Source organism: Brevibacterium sp. LAARM2_SD2 (genome assembly GCF_057364785.1).
In genome coordinates this window covers 24,516-42,844 of sequence record NZ_JBNFOM010000003.1, presented here as the reverse complement: position 1 = coordinate 42,844, position 18,329 = coordinate 24,516, and the positions used below count along the sequence as shown (strand labels likewise).

Annotated in this window: 15 protein-coding genes and 1 pseudogene; 12 read left to right on the top strand and 4 right to left on the bottom strand. The window is 67.3% G+C overall.

Going from position 1 to position 18,329, the window contains the following annotated elements; genetic code table 11:
• Nucleotides 1–145: 145 nt before the first annotated feature.
• The 3 genes from AC2W7K_RS02735 to AC2W7K_RS02725 form a co-directional block, all read right to left on the bottom strand.
• Nucleotides 146–1,033, bottom strand: coding sequence for an N-acetylneuraminate synthase family protein (locus AC2W7K_RS02735; protein ID WP_198499453.1), 888 nt, complete (start codon nucleotides 1,031–1,033; stop codon nucleotides 146–148).
• Between the two features lie 140 nt (nucleotides 1,034–1,173).
• Nucleotides 1,174–2,406, bottom strand: coding sequence for an acylneuraminate cytidylyltransferase (locus tag AC2W7K_RS02730; RefSeq protein ID WP_232623673.1), 1,233 nt, complete (start codon nucleotides 2,404–2,406; stop codon nucleotides 1,174–1,176).
• An 83-nt stretch (nucleotides 2,407–2,489) separates the two neighbouring features.
• Nucleotides 2,490–4,634, bottom strand: a complete 2,145-nt coding sequence (locus AC2W7K_RS02725) for a phospholipid carrier-dependent glycosyltransferase (RefSeq protein WP_486005725.1) — start codon at nucleotides 4,632–4,634, stop codon at nucleotides 2,490–2,492.
• A 312-nt stretch (nucleotides 4,635–4,946) separates the two neighbouring features.
• Here AC2W7K_RS02725 and AC2W7K_RS02720 point away from each other — a divergent pair, with 312 nt between their 5' ends.
• The 10 genes and pseudogenes from AC2W7K_RS02720 (at nucleotide 4,947) to groL (ending at nucleotide 15,865) form a co-directional block, all read left to right on the top strand.
• Complete coding sequence (locus AC2W7K_RS02720; RefSeq protein WP_486005724.1) at nucleotides 4,947–5,597, top strand: DUF4190 domain-containing protein; 651 nt, start codon at nucleotides 4,947–4,949, stop codon at nucleotides 5,595–5,597.
• Nucleotides 5,598–5,747: 150 nt separating this feature from the next.
• Entirely contained in the window at nucleotides 5,748–6,209 is a 462-nt protein-coding gene (locus AC2W7K_RS02715) for a DUF4190 domain-containing protein (protein WP_486005723.1), read from the top strand.
• A 74-nt stretch (nucleotides 6,210–6,283) separates the two neighbouring features.
• Nucleotides 6,284–7,243, top strand: coding sequence for a 16S rRNA (cytidine(1402)-2'-O)-methyltransferase (rsmI, locus tag AC2W7K_RS02710; protein ID WP_486005722.1), 960 nt, complete (start codon nucleotides 6,284–6,286; stop codon nucleotides 7,241–7,243).
• 448 nt (nucleotides 7,244–7,691) lie between these two features.
• Nucleotides 7,692–8,627, top strand: a complete 936-nt coding sequence (locus AC2W7K_RS02705) for a hypothetical protein (RefSeq protein WP_486005721.1) — start codon at nucleotides 7,692–7,694, stop codon at nucleotides 8,625–8,627.
• A gap of 23 nt (nucleotides 8,628–8,650) precedes the next feature.
• A complete protein-coding gene (locus tag AC2W7K_RS02700) occupies nucleotides 8,651–8,785 on the top strand; it encodes a hypothetical protein (RefSeq protein WP_486005720.1) in 135 nt (44 codons plus the stop codon).
• A 272-nt stretch (nucleotides 8,786–9,057) separates the two neighbouring features.
• A complete protein-coding gene (gene metG, locus AC2W7K_RS02695; RefSeq protein ID WP_198499447.1) occupies nucleotides 9,058–10,773 on the top strand; it encodes a methionine--tRNA ligase in 1,716 nt (571 codons plus the stop codon).
• Nucleotides 10,773–11,849, top strand: a complete 1,077-nt coding sequence (locus AC2W7K_RS02690; protein WP_198499446.1) for a TatD family hydrolase — start codon at nucleotides 10,773–10,775, stop codon at nucleotides 11,847–11,849. The genes metG and AC2W7K_RS02690 overlap by 1 nt, the downstream gene beginning before the upstream one ends.
• Nucleotides 11,850–12,231: 382 nt before the next feature.
• Nucleotides 12,232–13,461, top strand: coding sequence for a ubiquitin-like domain-containing protein (locus tag AC2W7K_RS02685; RefSeq protein ID WP_486005719.1), 1,230 nt, complete (start codon nucleotides 12,232–12,234; stop codon nucleotides 13,459–13,461).
• 483 nt (nucleotides 13,462–13,944) lie between these two features.
• On the top strand, nucleotides 13,945–14,238 hold the full coding sequence (groES, locus tag AC2W7K_RS02680) for a co-chaperone GroES (RefSeq protein WP_009376237.1): 294 nt from the start codon (nucleotides 13,945–13,947) through the stop codon (nucleotides 14,236–14,238).
• 36 nt (nucleotides 14,239–14,274) lie between these two features.
• A pseudogene (groL, locus tag AC2W7K_RS02675) lies at nucleotides 14,275–15,865 on the top strand (chaperonin GroEL).
• Nucleotides 15,866–15,989: 124 nt separating this feature from the next.
• Here the strand turns inward: groL and AC2W7K_RS02670 are convergent.
• Nucleotides 15,990–16,388, bottom strand: a complete 399-nt coding sequence (locus tag AC2W7K_RS02670) for an SRPBCC family protein (protein ID WP_198499444.1) — start codon at nucleotides 16,386–16,388, stop codon at nucleotides 15,990–15,992.
• A 186-nt stretch (nucleotides 16,389–16,574) separates the two neighbouring features.
• Between AC2W7K_RS02670 and AC2W7K_RS02665 the strand changes: the two genes are divergently transcribed.
• Together AC2W7K_RS02665 and AC2W7K_RS02660 are read left to right on the top strand one after the other, a co-directional pair.
• Nucleotides 16,575–17,243: a TetR/AcrR family transcriptional regulator gene (locus AC2W7K_RS02665; RefSeq protein WP_198499443.1), complete on the top strand. Its 669-nt coding sequence runs from the start codon at nucleotides 16,575–16,577 to the stop codon at nucleotides 17,241–17,243.
• A gap of 10 nt (nucleotides 17,244–17,253) precedes the next feature.
• The gene (locus tag AC2W7K_RS02660) at nucleotides 17,254–18,309 is read left to right on the top strand and encodes a pseudouridine synthase (RefSeq protein WP_198499442.1); all 1,056 of its coding nucleotides are present in this window, start codon (nucleotides 17,254–17,256) and stop codon (nucleotides 18,307–18,309) included.
• The last annotated feature ends 20 nt before the right edge of the window (nucleotides 18,310–18,329 follow it).

Below are 18,329 nucleotides of genomic sequence, written 5' to 3'. Positions count from 1 at the left end.
GTAACAGCAGGTGACGACAGGGTTAACGACGCGGTCCGAGGAGTTCACCGAAGGTTGGCCTCGATGGTCCTGTGCGCATGCGGAAACCGCCCCGCCGGACTGCAGTCCGGCGGGGCGGTGCGCTGGCGACCTCAGGGGGTCGCGATCAAGCGGTGACCTTGCGGAGGGAGTCGATCTTCGACTCTTCGCCGGGCATGACGCGCTTGACGCCGTCACCCATCGCCTGCTCGAGGACGCGCACGCCCTTGACGAGCGAGGCGAACTCGCGAGGCTCCATCGAAGCCGACTGGTCCGATCCCCACATCGAGGAGTCGAGGGTGATGTGACGTTCGATCGTCACCGCGCCGAGCGCGGCGGCGGCGAAGGAGATCTCGAGGCCGAGCTCGTGACCCGAGTAGCCCACGGGCACCCCGTAGCGCTCCCGCATCGCGGGGATCGCGAGGAGGTTGACCTCCTCCGGCGGCAGCGGATACGTCGAGGTGGCGTGCATGAGGACGAGCTTGTCGCGGTCGAAGACCTCGACGGCGGCATCGAGGGTCTCCCAGTCGGACATGCCGGACGAGCAGAGCACCGGCTTGCCGGTCTCGGCGATCTCGCGGAGCAGCTCGAAGTCGGTCAGCGACGCCGAGGCGACCTTGTAGGTGAGCGCATCGAACTGGTCCTCGAGGAACTCGACGGAGTCGACGTCCCACGGGGAGGCGAACCACTGCAGGCCGAGTTCCTTCGCGTAGCGATCGATCTCGGTGTACTCCTCGCGCTCGAACTCGACGCGGAACTTGTAGTCGAGGTACGTCATCTCGCCCCACGGGGTCGAGCGCATCTTCGACTTCTGGTGTTCGGGCACGGCGACGTCGGGGTTGCGCTTCTGGAACTTCACGGCCTGCGCGCCTGCGGTCGCTGCGGCATCCATGAGCTGCTTGGCGATCTCGACGTCACCGTTGTGGTTGATGCCGATCTCACCGATCATGTACACGGGCTGGCCGGGTCCGACGAGCTGGTCGCCGATGGCCACGGGGGCGATGTGATCAGTCATGAATCCTGCTTTCGTTCGTACGCGGTGGGTGCCTCCGCGCGGGGTGGGTGGTGCGATTCCATGTGGAGTTGTGTCTGTGGATGAACTGCGGTGTGGAGTTGTCGGTGGGGCCGCCGGTCGGCCGCGATCCGGTGCCTGACTCAGTTGCGGGTGGGGATGAGGTCGCAGACCTCGCGGACCGCGCCCCGTCCGCCCGGCCGGTCGAGAACGACTCGAGCGGCGGCGAGCACCTTGGGGTGGGCGTCCGCGACGGCGATCGGCCACCCGACGACTTCGAAGGCTTCGAGGTCATTGATGTCGTTGCCGACATAGGCGACGCGGGTGGCGTCGAGGCCCTGCGCGTCGATCCACGACCGCAGAACCTCCGACTTATTGTCCACACCCTGGGTTACGTCAATATGAAGTTTCTCCGCCCTGCGGGTGACCACAGGGTTGCGTTCCTTTGAGAGAATCATGACAGGGAAACCTGTTTTCACCAAGCGTGAGATTCCCATTCCGTCGCCGCGGTGGATCCTGACCTGCTCGTTTCCGTCCTCATCGACATAGGCGCCGTCGTCGGTGTGGACGCCGTCGAAGTCCGTGACGAGCGCATCGACGTCGATGACCTGAGCCGTCTCCTGCGTCGAGGCGATCGCACGGACCAGCGTGAGGTCGGACATGTCGTCGATCTCGCGGGCGTGCTCGGGCGGGACCTCCTCGATGCCGACCCGGCCGAAGAAGCGGTGTCCGCTCTCGAGCAGCCCGGCCGTGCGCATGACGTAGAACGCCCCGGTCTCGTTGAAGTGCTTGGCTCGGTCCTGGCGCCGCGGACGGAATGCCTTGTCATGGCCCACGGCGACCGCCTCGGCGTCGTCATCGAGGCGCCAGAGGAACGAATGGTCCTCGACGGCGGAGAACACGACGTCGTCCTGCCCGTCGGCGACCCGGCACACGGCATTGTCGATCGAGGCGGAGTCGATGAACGGCGACGTGCACTGCATGAACACGGTGACGTCGAAGTCCTCGTCAAGGGTGTTCAGGGTGTGGATGATCGCCGATTCGCTCGTCGCCGTGTCCCCGGCGATCTCCGCGGGACGGTGGGACACCTCGGCGCCGGCCCGGATCGCCTCTGCGGCGATGCCGTCGTGGTCGGTCGAGACGATGACCCGGTCGATGCTCGGGGTGGCCTTCGCCGCGTTGATCGCCCGAGCGAGCAGCGAGACGCCCGCGACCTTCTGGAGGTTCTTCAGGGGGATGCCCTTCGATCCGCCGCGGGCGGGGATGATGGCGACGGTTCGCGATGTGTCCGGCTCTGATGTCCTCGTGTCCACCGAGGTGGGAGCGGGTGTCGCCGAGGCGGGAGCTGGGTGGTTCGGTATGGCGGTGTCAGTCACAATGCCCCGAACCTAACGACGGGCCGTGACGCGCAGGTGAACAGCCGGTGTCGCCGAGGCGACCCCGTCATGTCGAGTTCAGGTCAGCGCCAGGTGACGTTCCACATCCTGTTGTTCCACGCTTCGAACGGGATGACCTCGCCGGTGTAGATCGGCCAGAAGTACGCGAACGCGAGCACCGCGGCGGCGAGGATGAGACCGACGCCGAGGCGGCGGGCCAGGAGCGTCCACGACGGTCGGCGGCCTCGGCGGCGGGGGGCGCGGGCGGTTTCGGGGGTCGTCGGGGTGCCGGTGTCCGGGGACTGACCGGGGGTGGTCTGCGGTTCGGGAGCGGAACCCGGCGTCGCCGGGGACGGTCGGACCGCCTCGGCGAATGGGGGAGCGGGATTCCGCCGCCCCCACAGCAGCGCAAGGCAGTACGTGAGCGCGAGGACGACGAAGGGAACCATGACGATCGTGTAGAACGTGAAGATCGTCCGCTCCTGGTAGGCGAACCACGGCAGCCACGTCGCGGCGAGCCCGGCGAGGATGACCCCGCAGCGGACGTCGCGGCGGATGATCCACGCGGCGAGGACGATGAGGAGGGCGACCGGCGCCAGGCCCCAGATGACGGGGTTGCCCACCGAGGTGATCGCCGAGGAGCACCGGATCGCCTCGCATCCGAGGTCGCCCTGGTTGAGGGATTCGTAGTAGAACGACGTCGGCCGCCACTGGACGATCCAGCCCCACGGGTTGGACATGTAGGGGTGCTCGGCGTCGAGGCCGACGTGGAACGAGTACGCCGTGTAGTGGTAGCGCGCGAGCGAGGGCAGCCAGTACAGCCACGACGGGAGGGACTGCCACCAGCCGGGCGTCTCGGCCGCCCACTGCCGGTCCCAGCCGTCGTCGGAGAGGATCCAGCCCGTCCACGTCGCGATGTAGGTGATGAGGGCGACGGGCACGAGGGAGAGGAACGCCGGGATGCTGTCGCGGATGAGGGCGCCGAGCCACGGATGGACGACGCCGGCGCGGAAGCGGGAATGAACGTCCCAGGCGACGACGAGGATGCCGAACGCGGCCAGGGCGTAGAGGCCCGACCATTTCACGCCGGTGGCGAGCCCCAGGCTGATGCCCGCGGCGATGAGCCAGGGCCGGGCGCCGAGGCGGGGGCCGAAGTTGATCGCGTCGGCGAACTTGGCGCGGGCGGACTTCGCGGCGGGGCTCTGGGCTTCTGCGGCGGCGTTGGCTGCAGGACCGGCGGGGTCCGTTGCGGGATCGCCCGTCGGTGGGGGAGCGCCGTCGAGTCCCGCGGTCCAGCGGGCGAGCCGCTTCGTCACCTGCTCGCGGTCGAGGAGGATGAAGTAGAAGGCGAGCAGGATGAAGGCCATGAGCACGATGTCGAGCAGGCTCGTGCGGGAGTGGACGAAGTGCTCGCCGTCGACAGCGAGCAGGCCTGCGGCCACGCATGCGAAGAAGGCCGACCGGAACAGCTTCCAGGCGACGAGGCCGATGAGGAAGATCGTCAGGGTGCCGACGATGGCGACGGAGAAGCGCCAGCCGAAGGAGTCGTCGGCACCGAAGAGGTCGATGCCCCATCCGATGACCCATTTGCCCAGCGGCGGATGGACGACGTACTCGGGGCCGGACTCGATGACGCTCGGGTCGCCGGCGTTGAAGGAATCGTCGGCGTTCTCCGGCCAGGCGCGCTCGTAGCCGAAGGTGACGACCGAGTAGGCATCCTTGACGTAGTAGGTCTCGTCGAAGATCAGCCGCGGCGGGAAGTCGAGGCGGAAGAGGCGCAGGGCGCCGCTGATGAGCGTGATGACGATGAGCGCAGGCCACATCCAGACCGGTGCCCGGGTCGCCCACATGCCGGCGGAGAAGGTCTCCCTGCGCAGGGCCGCGGCTCCGGCGAGGACGGCTTCGCGCCGGCGGGCTCGGGTCTCGCGCGCGACGCGGCGCGATGGCCGCGCGGTCGGGCCACGGTCAGTGCCCCCTGCCTTGTCGTTGCTTGCAGACTTCTCGGAGTCGGGGGACGTCGACGAGATTGTGTCGCGCAGCGCTGCGGTCGCTGCAGAGGTCGCCGGAGTCGCCGGTGTGGTCGCTGCGGTCGAACCGGGGTCGGTCGTCGGTTCAGGGGCGCCTGTCGGTTTGGGATCGACTGTCGGTTCGGGATCGACTGTCGGTTCAGGGCCGTCTGTCGGTTCGGCGCGCCGCCTCGGCGATGGGGGATCATGGGGAGCTGTCATCACCGCCAAGTCTAGGGCGCGGTGTCGGTGAAGCCGTTCAGCGTTCGCACGGTCGTGTCTCGGACGTCGGGCCGCCTCGGCGCGCTGCGTGCCTGACTGCCGCGCCTCGTCGGGGGCCGTTGCGTCTTGACGGTGGCTGAGGTCAGACGCTGCTGACTGACGAGAACCCGCACTGCTGAATTGAATTGCACAGCTGTGGGGAACTGACGTGCAGCTGGCGGTATCGCACGCGGGGGATGGCGGTTAGGCTGATCACTACAGGCATTGCATGACGTGCTGTGCGAGAAGTTCCGTGTACGAGCGAAGACGGTGATGAGAGTGTCGAACAACCCGAACTACCGCCCGAGCGACCCGCCGCAGGTCGGCTCCCAGCAGTTCGGCTCCGGATACGGAGCGTCCCAGCCGTCGCCCGGTTACAGTTCCGGACAGCCAGGCTACGGATCGGGCCAGACCGGCTACGGTTCAGGCCAGAACGGATATGACCAGGTCAGCTACGGTGGCGGCCAGTACACGGACTACGGTCAGTACCTCGACTCGGTGGGACCTTCGGGCGGGCAGCCCTCGATGAGCCAGCCCGGCGGTTTCAGCCAGCCGGTCACCTACGGCACGTACGGCGCGCCGATGGTCGTCTACCGCAAGCCGAACACTTTGGCCGGGTGGTCGATGTGGATGGGCATCATCGGCCTCGCCGGCGGTTTCGTCTGCTGGCTGCTTGCAATGATCCCGGTCATCGGGTGGCTCTTCAGCTTCCTCGCGATGCTCCTGTGGCTCGCTCCGATCCTCGCGGTGATCTTCGGGCACGTGGCGCGCGGCCAGATCAAGCGCACCGGCGAAGACGGCCGCGGTCAGGCAACAGCGGGCCTCATCATGGGCTACATCAGCATCGGCCTGGCGCTCCTCGCCATCGTCATCATCGCGATCGTCGGCGCGAGCCTGTTCGCGATGTTCGCCGTGACGGCCTGAGGGGCGTTCTCTCCACGTCTCTGAAGAGCGGACTCAGTACGGCTCTGAGGGGACCTCCGACAGTCGACGATGCAGGATTGCAACACGTTCGCCTTTGGTCTCGGTGCCGCGCTCGGTACGGTTGAGGGAGAATCCCCGAGGAGAGAAGTCATGAGCAGTCAGAACAACTGGAACAATCCCGACATGTACTACCAGCAGCCGCAGTCCGGGCAGCCGTCGAACAGCTACGATCCCAGCGGCTACCAGGCCGCGAACAACCAGCAGGTCGCGAACTACGGAAGCGCGTACGGTCCCGCGAGCTACGGCAGCGCCGGAGTCGGCTACCAGCAGCTGGCACCCACCAACACCTTGGCGATCATCGCCCTGGTCGCCTCGATCTTCGGCACCATTTCGGGCATTTTCCTCGCCGGCATCGCCGGAATCGTCATGGGCCACATCGCCCGCAAGCAGATCCGAGAGCGCGGCGAGCGCGGCGACGGCATGGCGATCGCCGCCCTCTGGGTCGGCTACATCGGCACGGGTCTCTGGATCCTCTTCTGGATTGTCTACATTCTCTTCTTCGTGGCGATCCTCGGGGTCGGATTCCTCGGCACCGCCGGCTCGTACAGTTGACGAGACCGCATCCGGCACGGCCGGCGCCTGAGCGGACGGCGCCCGAGCCGGTCCTCGGTGAGGAGCCGACCGGGTTGCCCGCCGTCGCGTCCGGTGGCCCGGAGTTCGGTGACTCGGAGTCCGGCGACCTCGGGGCCGACTCTGCCTCAGACCGCGATCCCTCGATCGACGAAGACGCACTCGACCCGTCACACGACGGTAAGCCGGCAGGCGGACGACTCATCCTTGTCGGGACTCCGATCGGCAACCTCGGCGATGCGAGCCCGCGGATGCGGGAGGCCATCTCGACTGCCGACGTCATCGCCGCCGAGGACACCCGCCGTTTCCTCTCCCTCGCTCAGCGTCTGGGGATTGCGCACACCAAGCGCGTGCTCAGCGTCTTCGACCACAACGAACAGTCCCGCGCGCCCGAGATCGTCGACCTCGTCCGCGGCGGGCAGACCGTCGTGCTGCTCAGCGATGCCGGGATGCCGGCGGTCTCCGACCCCGGATATCGCGTCGTCAGGGCGTGCGCCGAGGCGGATCTGCCGGTGACCGCGACGCCGGGACCGTCGGCGGTGCTCATGGCGCTCGCCGTCTCCGGTCTGCCGAGTGACCGTTTCAGTTTCGAGGGCTTCCTGCCCCGGAAGTCCGGGGCTCGCAGGACGCTCTTCGAGGAGCTCAAGTCGGAGAAGCGGACGATGGTCTTCTTCGAAAGCCCGCACCGGATCGCCGAGGCGATGGACGACCTCGCGTCGGTCATCGGCCACGACCGGCCGATGAGCATCAGCCGGGAACTGACGAAGACGTACGAGGAGACGCTGCGCGGCACCGTCGGGTCGTTGCGCGAGCTCGCCGCCGATGGGCTGCGCGGGGAACTCACCCTCGTCCTCGCCGGCGCCACCGCAGTGGAGACGGCTCCGGAGGACCACCTCGGCGAGATGGAGGCGCTCATCGACTCGGGTGTGCGCGCGAAGGACGCGGCCGGTCAGATCGCGAAGCGCTTCGGCCTGTCCAAGCGCGAGATCTACGAGGCCTGGCTCCACCGCGAGTGACGCCGGGCCGTGCGCGTCCGTGCGCGGTCGACCCGTCGGGCCCGCCGCGCGGTCCCACTCGTGTGCGATCGGCTGTGGACGGTTTGGGCTCACCTTCGTTTGGGCGGCTCTGTTCACAACGTGAGCCGCTCGTACTCGACAGAGCTCAAAGCGGCGCGGGCGAGGTCTGCGGTCCGTTCAGCTGCGTGGTCTCACGCCTCCGATGTGCCTCACAATGTCGGCGAGAACTCGAATCCTGGCACTCTCGCCTGCGGTGATACGTCTGTGAGGAACTGCGACGACCAGGCGCAAAGCAGTGCGGCGATGTCAGGGATGTTGATGCTGGGGCGGTGCCGTCGGGCCCCTGGGGACACTGTGGGCACTTGTGCTCGCACAGCCTGTGGACGGTCATCGCGTTTCCACAGGACGCTCATCCGTAGATGCGGCGGCCGACTGCCGGCGCCAGAGTGTGCGCATGGACGATCACAGGGAACAGCCGACGTGCAATGTGGTGACCTCTCAGACCCTGCGTGCAGCCGGGGTGACCAGCGTGGAGATCAGTCGAGCGGTCGACTGCTGTCTCATCCGCGTCTGCCGAGGGGTGTATTCGATCGCCGTCGCCTGCACCGTTCCTCGCCATGCGCGCATCCGCGAGCTGATCACGGACACAGTGTGGACTGATCGATTCAAGGACTCTTCGATAGCCGAGCAGATCGAGAATCGCGAGATTCGCGCTCAGTTGGCACGACTCGAGGTGATCCACTACCCGCACTATCGCCGGGGCGATGTCGTCTCCGGTGTGTCCGCAGCGCTTCTTCACGACCTGCCGATGTTCGACCTGCCGCTCAGACCGCTGACAGTCATGCATCCGACTGCGAGCACACTGAGCCCAGCCATCCGCCGCTTCCGTCGCACGGTGCCCAGCGCTGATCGAGCGCACCTGTCTGATGTGGAAGTGACGAGCTCGATCCGCACCGGCCTGGACCTCATCGAGTACGGCGGCCCGGTCGCGGGGTTCGCCGCCTTGGAAGCCACCCTGCGAAGAGGAGTCCACAAGCAGTACGGACTCAAGAAGCGTTTGGGGTTCGCCAATTCCCGTGTGCTCGCGGACATCGGCCGGAACCTCGTCGCCCAGGACTTCGCTCCCGCTGCTCTCCGACTGACGCGTGGACGCAGACGTGCTCACAGCCTCATTGCGCGCATCTCTCCGCTGTCGGAAAGCTACGCGGAGAGTCGAAGTTCGCTCAATCTCCATCTCCTCGGCCTGCACGATTTCGACCAGCAGTGGAATGTCGCCCACGACGGGGACTTCCTCACACGGTTGGACTTTCTCCACCGGCAGACGATGACGGCGCTGGCGTCGACGGTTCCGGCAAGTACGAGGAATTCGGACGTAGTCGCCTGAAGCGGGAGAGCTACCAGCACAACATGCTGCTGACGATGGGGTACAAGGTCGTCCACTTCGCCTTCAGAGACATTCTCAATCCGCAGGTGTTCGGGGCGAAGCTCTTCCAACAGGCGCCCGAGCTGCTGAAGTTCAGGGGCAAGCCCCTTCGGCTCTGAGCCTGTTCCGCGTCGACCGGCAGGGGTGCCGGGCGGGAGTTCTCGTCACAGCCCACCCTGGTTTCCAGAGCTCATGCCAAGAACCGAGCTCTCCAAACCAGGGTGAGCTCTAACGGCGTGGGGCTGCAGGCGCGCGGCCGCCCGGCGGCCCTGTGCGCGGGAACCCACTCCACCCAGACCCGCCCCGCGACTTCCCCCGTCGGCCACCAACGCACCCACCCCCGCGGACGCCGTCCGTCCCGCCGCTGCGCGTCCTTTAGACTGATTGACCTATGGGTTACTACGTGACAACAGCGATCGCCTACCCCAATGGGGCCATCCACATCGGGCATGCATACGAGTACATCGCCGCCGACACCATCGCGCGGTTCAAGCGCCTCGACAACCACGAGGTGTTCTTCGCCACCGGCACCGATGAGCACGGTCTGAAGATGCTCCAGGCGGCGAACAAGCTCGGCATCACTCCCAAGGAACTCGCTGACGACAACGCGAAGAACTTCCGCGACACCCAGCTGGCCCTCGGCTCGACGTTCGATCGGTTCATCCGCACGACCGACCCCGACCACTACGCGGCCTCGCAGGCGATCTGGCGCCGGCTCGAGGAGGCCGGCGACATCTACCTCGACTCGTACTCCGGCTGGTACTCGGTGCGCGACGAAGCGTTCTACACCGAGGACGAGACCGAGGTCGTCGATGGCGTGCGCCTGTCCAAGGAGACCCGCACCGAGGTGACCTGGACGGAGGAGGAGTCCTACTTCTTCCGTCTCTCGAAGTACCAGGACCGGCTCCTCGAGCTCTACCGCGACCACCCGGAGTTCATCGGGCCCGACTCCCGCCGCAACGAGGTCGCCTCGTTCGTCGCCTCCGGACTCAAGGACCTCTCGATCTCGCGCACGACCTTCGACTGGGGCGTGCCCGTGCCCGGCAACGACAAGCACGTGATGTACGTGTGGATCGACGCCCTGACGAACTACCTCACCGCCGCCGGCTACCCCGACGACGAGGAGGCCCTGGCGAAGTGGTGGCCGGCCGACGTCCATATCATCGGCAAGGACATCATCCGCTTCCACAGCGTCTACTGGCCGGCGTTCCTCATGTCTGCGGGCATCGAGCTGCCCCGCCGCGTCCACGCCCACGGCTTCCTCTTCAACGCCGGGGAGAAGATGTCGAAGTCCGTCGGCAACGTCGTCGATCCCATCGACCTCGTCGATGCGTTCGGTCTCGACACCGTCCGCTTCTTCCTCTTCCGCGAGTTCTCCTACGGCCAGGACGGCTCGTACACGAAGGACTCGATCATCACCCGCAAGAACGCCGACCTCGCCAACGAGTACGGCAACCTCGCCCAGCGCTCACTGTCGATGATCGCGAAGAACTGCGACGGCCAGGTTCCGCAGCCCGGTGAGCTCACCGAGGCGGACGAGACCCTGCTGGCGCTGGCCCGCGGCACGCTGGCGACCGCCCGAGCCCACGTCGACACCCAGTCGCTGCATCAGTATGTCGACGCGTGCTGGAAGGTCCTCTCCGAGGCCAACCGCTACTTCTCCGCGCAGGAGCCGTGGAAGCTGAAGAAGACCGATCCCGAGCGCATGGCCACCGTGCTGTGGGTGACGATCGAGGTCGTGCGCATCATCTCGATCCTCATCCAGCCGGTGATGCCCGAATCCGCGGGCCGGATCCTCGATCTCCTCGGGGTGCCCGCCGGTGTCGCCGAGGCGGGGGCGAAGGTCCTGCCGACCGCCGTCGAATCGGGGTCGGGTGCCGAAGTCATGGACACCGTGTCCGCGGGTGCCGCCGTCGGCGTCGTCGCCGGGGCGGGTGTCGCTGCCGCCGGCATCGCCCCGTCGTTCGCCGAGGAGGCCGAAGGCTCCGTGGCCGCCGCCGATATCGATCCCCGGTCGTTCGCCGCGATCGACTACCCGCTCGTGCCCGGCACATCGCTGCCGAAGCCCGAACCGGTGTTCCCGAAGTTCGTGGAGGAGACGGAGTAATGGCCTCGCGCGCCGCCGGAACGTATCCTCCGGTGCCCGAACCCCTGCCCCACCCGATCGTCGACACCCACACTCACCTCGACATCGGCACGGGAATGCGACTGCCCCTGGGTGCGGGCGAACCGGCCCCCGAGGTGACTCCGGACGAGGAAGAGGAGTTCCCCGACCTCGACTTCTTCTTCGACACCGCCGAGCAGGCCGGGGTGCGGCGGATCGTGCAGATCGGCTGCGACCTGCCGGCCGCCCGGTGGACGACGGCGCTCGTGGCCTCCCAGTTCGCCGGCCGTGCCGGTGTCGCCGATGTGAACGGGAGCCATGCCGGAACTGGCGGCAGTCAGGCCGATGCGAACGGCAGCCAGACCGACGCGAATGGTCGAAGCGCGGCGTCCGCCCTCATCGACCCGAGCGTCGTCGCGACAGTGCCGGCCCCGCCTGAGAGCCCGCGCACGTGGATGCTCGGCGGCGCGGCCCTCCACCCGAACGAGGCTCCGCGGCTGGCCGAGGCCGGTCTGCTCGATGATGCGCTCACCGAGATCGAAGCCCTTGTGACGAGCACTGACCGGATGCGTGTCGTGGGGGAGACCGGCCTCGACTACTTCCGCACCGGCGAGGACGGGATCGCCGAGCAGCAGCGGTCCTTCCGCGCCCACATCGAGATCGCCAAGCGCACCGGCCGCGCCCTGCAGATCCACGACCGCGAGGCCCACGCCGATGTGCTGCGCATCCTCCGCGAGGAGGGCGCCCCCGAGGTGACGATCTTCCACTGCTTCTCCGGCGACGAGGCGATGGCCCGCGAATGCGCCGAGGCCGGTTACTTCATGTCGTTCGCCGGCAACATCACGTTCAAGAACGCCGATGAGCTGCGCAGGGCCGCCGCGAGCGCCCCGCTCGAGCTGCTCCTCACCGAGACCGACGCCCCATTCCTCACCCCGCACCCCTACCGCGGCAAGCCCGGCGGTCCGTACCTCACCCCGATCACCGCGAGAAAGCTCGCCGAGGTGCGCGGGATGGACGCCGGTGACCTCGCCGAGGCGGTCTGGACGAACGCGGAGACCGCGCTCGGCAGCTGGGACTGATGACGGGGAGCCTGCGAGTCAGCCGGTATGGCGACCGGGGCGGACCGGCATCGCGGCCACAGCTGACCAGCCACGTGTGACCGGCCGGGGCTAGGTGACGCCGAATGGCTGCATCGAACGGCGGCGCCGACCACGCGGAGACGACGGGTCACGACGGTGAGGTCACGGCCGCCTCGGCGGTGGTGTCCGTCTCACCCTGAGAACCCGGGAAACGGTCCTGATGGCACGTGACCTGCGACGATGGCAACGGCCGCGATCGCCGAGAATCCGGGAGTCTGGGAACTTCCTGTTACGGATTCGTGATCTTTTGCGTTACATGTAACGAATCGGTTACAGTGGACGAATTGCAAACAGCTGATCAACTCTGCTCGGGGATATTTCTGTGATTGATTTTCTCAAGAACCGCAAGGTGCAGATCGCCGCACAGGCGGTCGTCATCACCGGTCTCGTCGGTGGCACCGGCGCCGTACTCACCATGAACAAGCCCGTCACCCTCGAGGTGAACGGCGAGCCGAAGGAGATCCGCACGTTCGGCGGAACCGTCGGCCAGATTCTCGACAGCCAGGACATCGACCTCGAGAAGAACGATGAGGTCAAGCCCGGCATCGACACGAAGATCGACCGCGATATGACGGTCACGGTCAACACGGCCAAGGACATCTCGCTCACCGTCGACGGCAAGAAGACCGACGAGTGGACGACCGCGAACACCGTGGGCCAGGCGCTCGCCGACCTCGGCGTCGACGCCAAGGACGCCGACCTCAGCGCCGATGCCAACGACAAGCTCGAGGTCGAGAGCCCGACCGACATCGCGGTGACGACCGCCAAGGCGCTGACCGTCGTCGCCGACGGCAAGGACGTCAAGGTCACGGCTCCGGTCGAGACCGCAGAGGACGCCCTCAGCGAGGCGAAGGTCGAACTCGGCAAGGACGACTTCCTCTCCGTGCCGATGAGCGCATCGGTCACCGACGGCCAGGTTCTCACCGTCAACCGGGTGGAGAACAAGACCGTCAAGGAGAAGGAAGACATCAAGCCCGAGACCCAGACCAAGAAGTCGGACTCGCTCTACGTCGGTGAGACGAAGGTCGAGGACAAGGGCAAGGCCGGTGAGAAGGAAGTCGAGTACGCGGTCAAGACCATCAACGGCGACGAGGTCGAGAAGGAGAAGAAGGGCGAGAAGGTCCTCTCCGAACCGCAGGCCAAGGTCGTCGTCGAGGGCACGAAGAAGAAGGAAGCCCCGGCTCCGAAGGACGACTCCGGTTCCGGCTCCGGTGGCAGCGACTCCGGTGACTCCGGCTCCGGCGGCAGCGACTCCGGCGACTCGGGTTCGGGCTCCGGTGGCGGCGGTTCGATGTCGACCGAGGAGATCAAGGCGATGCTCGGCGGACCCGGCTCGAAGTGGTACCAGGTCGCCAAGTGCGAATCGAACTTCAACCCCCGCGCGGTCAACAAGCAGAACAACGCGCACTTCGGACTCTTCCAGTTCAAGCTCGCCACCTGGCGCAGCGTCGGCGGATCGGGCAACCCGATCGACGCCAGCCCGCAGGAGCAGTTCGACCGTGCGAAGAAGCTGCAGGCGAAGGCCGGATGGGGCCAGTGGGCCTGCGCGTGACCTGCCTCGTCTGAAGGATGAGGCGCTGAGCGCGGCGGCCTGAGCAGGGCGGTTGCGCGAGCAGAACAGCTGAATGGCAGAAGAGGGACTCCGGAAGATTCCGGGGTCCCTCTTCCGCATCCCCGCCGAAGCGTGTCCGTCCGGGCCCTCGCCGAGGCGGTCCACCGCGGCCACCGGGCGTGCCCGTTCCGCCTGCGTCGGCACCCTCGCCGAGGCGGCCTCCCCGCCCCGGCGCCAAGCGGCCTTCCATGCACCCTGACCGGCACCCTGAGCTTTCGCCGAGAGCGTGACAATTCTTTGGCACTCGAGTTGACCGAGTGCTAAAGGAGTCATAGAGTCGAATTAGCACTGACGCTCAGTGAGTGCCAGTTTCATGAAGACGGTCGAACTCCTCGGCACCCGCGACGACGAGAGGTTCCTCAGGCAGCCGCCGCCGTCTGACTTCACGCAAGTTATTCACCCAGCGAAGGGAGAGAGCCCGATATGTCGGTCTCCATCAAGCCACTCGAAGATCGGATCGTCATCCGTCAGGTCGAAGCCGAGCAGACCACTGCCAGCGGTCTGGTCATTCCCGATACCGCCAAGGAGAAGCCGCAGGAAGGCGAAGTCGTCGCAGTGGGCCCCGGCCGCGTTGCTGACAACGGCAACCGCGTTCCCGTCGACGTCGCTGTCGGCGACAAGGTCATCTACTCGAAGTACGGCGGCACCGAAGTCAAGTACGCCGGCGAAGAGTACCTCGTTCTCTCGGCGCGCGACGTGCTCGCCGTCATCGGCTGAATCCACCTGAACAACGCTTAGAGAACAGGAGGACGAATGCCTAAGAATCTGGAATTCAACGACGAGGCCCGTCGTTCACTCGAAAAGGGTGTCAACACTCTCGCTGACACCGTCAAGGTGACCCTGGGACCCCGCGGACGCAACGTCGTTCTCGACAAGAAGTGGGCGCCCCACGATCACGAACGATGGTGTCACCATCGCGCGTGAGGTCGAGCTCGACGATCCCTACGAGAACCTCGGCGCACAGCTGGCCAAGGAAGTCGCCACCAAGACCAACGACATCGCCGGTGACGGAACCACCACCGCGACCGTCCTGGCTCAGGCCTTCGTCAACGAAGGTCTGCGCAATGTCGCCGCAGGTGCCGCCCCCGGCGCGCTCAAGCGCGGCATCGAGACCGCCGTCGAGGCCGTCTCGGACGAACTCGGCTCCATCTCCCGCGATGTCGCCGGTTCCGAGGAGATCGCCCACGTGGCCGGTCTGTCCGCCCAGTCCGAGGAGATCGGCTCGCTCATCGCCGATGCCTTCGACAAGGTCGGCAAGGACGGCGTCATCACCATCGACGAATCCCAGGCTTCCGACGTGGAGCTGGAGATCACCGAGGGCATGCAGTTCGACAAGGGCTACCTGTCCCCGCACTTCGTCACCGACGCCGACCGCCAGGAAGCCATCCTGTCCGATGCGCTCATCCTCATCAACCAGGGCAAGATCTCCAACATCCAGGAGCTCCTGCCCGTCCTCGAGAAGGTGCAGCAGGCCGGCAAGCCGCTGTTCATCATCGCCGAGGACATCGAGGGCGAAGCGCTGTCGACGCTGGTGGTCAACAAGCTGCGCGGCATCCTCAACGTCTGCGCCGTCAAGGCTCCCGGTTTCGGTGACCGCCGCAAGGCCATCCTCGAGGACCTCGCCGTCCTCACCGGTGGTCAGGTCGTCACCCCGGACATGGGCATGAAGCTCGACCAGGTCACCCTCGACGAGCTCGGCAACGCCCGCACGATCACCGTCACCAAGGACACCACCACCATCGTCGATGGTGCCGGTGCCGATGACGCAGTGGCCGGGCGCGTCGCCCAGATCCGCTCCGAGATCGAGAACACCGACTCCGACTGGGATCGTGAGAAGCTGCAGGAGCGCTTGGCCAAGCTCTCCGGTGGCGTTGCGGTCATCAAGGTCGGCGCCGCCACCGAGGTGGAGCTCAAGGAGCGCAAGCACCGCGTCGAAGACGCCGTGTCCGCGACCCGTGCGGCCATCGAGGAAGGTGTCGTCGCCGGTGGCGGTTCGGCACTCATCCACGCCGCCAAGGTGCTCGACGGCAAGGACTTCGGTCTCGACTACGACGGTGCCACCGGTGTGGAGATCGTCAAGCGCGGAATCGTCCAGCCCCTGCGCTGGATCGCCGAGAACGCCGGCCAGGACGGCTACGTCGTCGTCTCCAAGGTGCAGGACCTCGAGTCCGGCCAGGGATACAACGCCGCCACCGACTCCTACGGCGACCTCATCTCCGCAGGCATCATCGACCCGGTCAAGGTCACCCGTTCGGCTCTGCGCAACGCAGCGTCGATCGCGGCCCTGGTGCTCACCACCGAGACCCTGGTCGTCGAGAAGAAGGACGACGAGGACGAGGACTGACCTCCCCGACCCGTCCCCTCACGGGCTGATCGGATCACCGCAGGCTCGAGCAGCCTGACGGCCCGGTCGGCCCGAGGACACCGCGAATGGCCCGGAACACTGCGTTCCGGGCCATTCGTGCGTTTCAGTCCGCTTCGAGGATCGCGGCGAGCCGATCGAGGTCGGCGGCCACCGCCGCCGCGTCGCGGTCGACGTCCGCAGCGCTCATCCCCGCGCGGTGGACGACGGTGAAGGCGACCTCGCTGACCTCGCCGTGGGGGAGGACCCGGAAGGGATTGTGATTGACCGTGCCGTCGGGGAACACGACGTCGTGGTCGAGGACGCCGGCACTCCGATCGCCGGTGAACCGGACTTCGACCGTGCCCATCGGGGAGTCGGTGATCCAGCGCCCTCCCTCAAGCCGGATTCCCGAGCTCAGCCCCGCCGCCCACGCCGGCAGGTTCGCCGGGTCGCCGGCGTACGCGGCCACCGCGGCGGGGGAGCGGTCGATGAGTCGGGAGATCGTGCGCGTCGCATCATCCATGGCCCCAGTAGACCACAGGAGCGCGAGATCGGCCTCCGGCAACGTGAATTCGCGCTCCAGGAAGGCGGGGCAGGGTCGGCCGCGGGCAAACCCCGAGGTCACAGGCCCTCCGTTGATTCATCATGTGAGGGGTGCCATACTCGTCAACGGTTGAATATTCATTCACCTTTGCGAGAGAGGGGCGCTGTGGCCCACCTGGAGACTGCCCGAAGTCGTGCCAACACCGCGCAGCGGCGCGCACGCATCGAACATGCGGCGCGCTTCGTCGTCGCCGACGGCGGGTTCGCCGCCGCGACCGTCCCCGCCGTCGCCCACGCCGCGTCGTGCACCACGGGGGTCATCGACAGCTGCTTCGACGACCGCGACGAGCTCCTGGCGTCGGTGTTCGCCGCTGCCGCCGGACGTGAGCTCACGGTCATCACCGAGGCGGTCGACGCGTGCTCGACGCCCGAGGCCGTCGTCGGGGCCGTCGTCGACGTCTTCATCCGCCGAGCGGTCGCCGGCCGCGGGCTGGCCTACGCTCTCCTCCTCGAAGAGGTTCCCGAACCCATCCAAGCCCAGCGCCGTGCCCTGCGCCGCGGATTCGTCGCCGCGATCTCCACGGCGCTCATGCGCTGCCTCGGCCCCGAATTCCCCACCGAGCTCTTCGCCCGATCGCTTGTCGGAGCCGTCAGCGAGAACGTCGTCGACCTCCTCGATCCGGCCCGGAGCACCCCGAACCCGCTCGAAGTCGAATGGATCGTCGACCGCGTCTCCGCGTTCTCCCGGGCAGCGCTGACCGCAGTGCCCCGCGACGGTGCCCTCACCGTGACCCCGCAGGCCTCCGCAGGGCGCCCGGGTATCTCCGCCTCGTAGACTGGGCACCATGCCCCGCAGCCCCCTTCCGCCCCGAGACGGCATCTCGGCAACGTCGCTGCGGGCGCCCGGGGGTCTGGCCACCCATGACAAGGCCCACCTGCCCGTGCCCACCTCGATCGGCGCCTGGCTGGTATCCGAATTCCCTCACGCCACCGACCTCGAGCTCCGCAGCCTGGTCGCCCGGTCGACGACCGAGCTCGAGGGTCTGCGCGCCGCGGCCGACGAACGCCACCACTCTGCCCCGCGTGACGGGGGCGACCTCATTCCCGGTCAGCTCAGCGATGCCGCCGGCAGGCCGGTGGCCTGGGGTGATCCCGTCGATCCCGGCGGCTTCTACTTCTTCCACCGACCGGTGCCCGCCGAGGCGCGGATTCCCTACGAGGTGGCGATCGTCTTCGAGGACGAGGACCTCCTCGTCGTCGACAAGCCGCACTTCCTCGCGAGCACTCCCAACGGCCGCTTCGTCCGCGAATGCGTCGTCACCCGACTCCGCGTCGACCTCGACCAGCCCGACCTCGTCGCCATCCACCGCCTCGACCGCATCACCGCCGGCCTCCTCATCCTCTCGAAGCGGCCGGCGACCCGCGGCCGCTACCAGCGGCTCTTCCAGGACCGGCAGGTGACGAAGACGTACCGGGCGCTCGCGCCCACCCCGCCCGCCGACCTGTCCTTCCCCCTCGAACGGCGCACCCGCCTCCACAAGCCCGCCGGGGGCCGGCAGGTCATCGAGGTGCCCGGGGAGGTCAATGCGATCAGCCGGATCGACCACCTCGGCGAGATCGAATCCCACGGCCGCGGGACCGGACGGGTGAGCGAATACCGGCTCGCACCCCTCACCGGCAAGACCCATCAGCTGCGCGTGCACATGAACGCCCTCGGGCTGCCGCTGCTCGGCGATCCGGTCTACCCGGTCGATCGCAGCCCCGACCCCTACGACTTCTCCGCACCGCTCCAGCTGCTCGCCGCGATGATCGACTTCACCGACCCGCTGACCGGCAGCCTCCGGCACTTCGAGACCGGGCTCGACCTCGACCGCACGGGACAGGGGATGCGGCAGGCGTAGTGGGTCGGCGACGCGGAAAT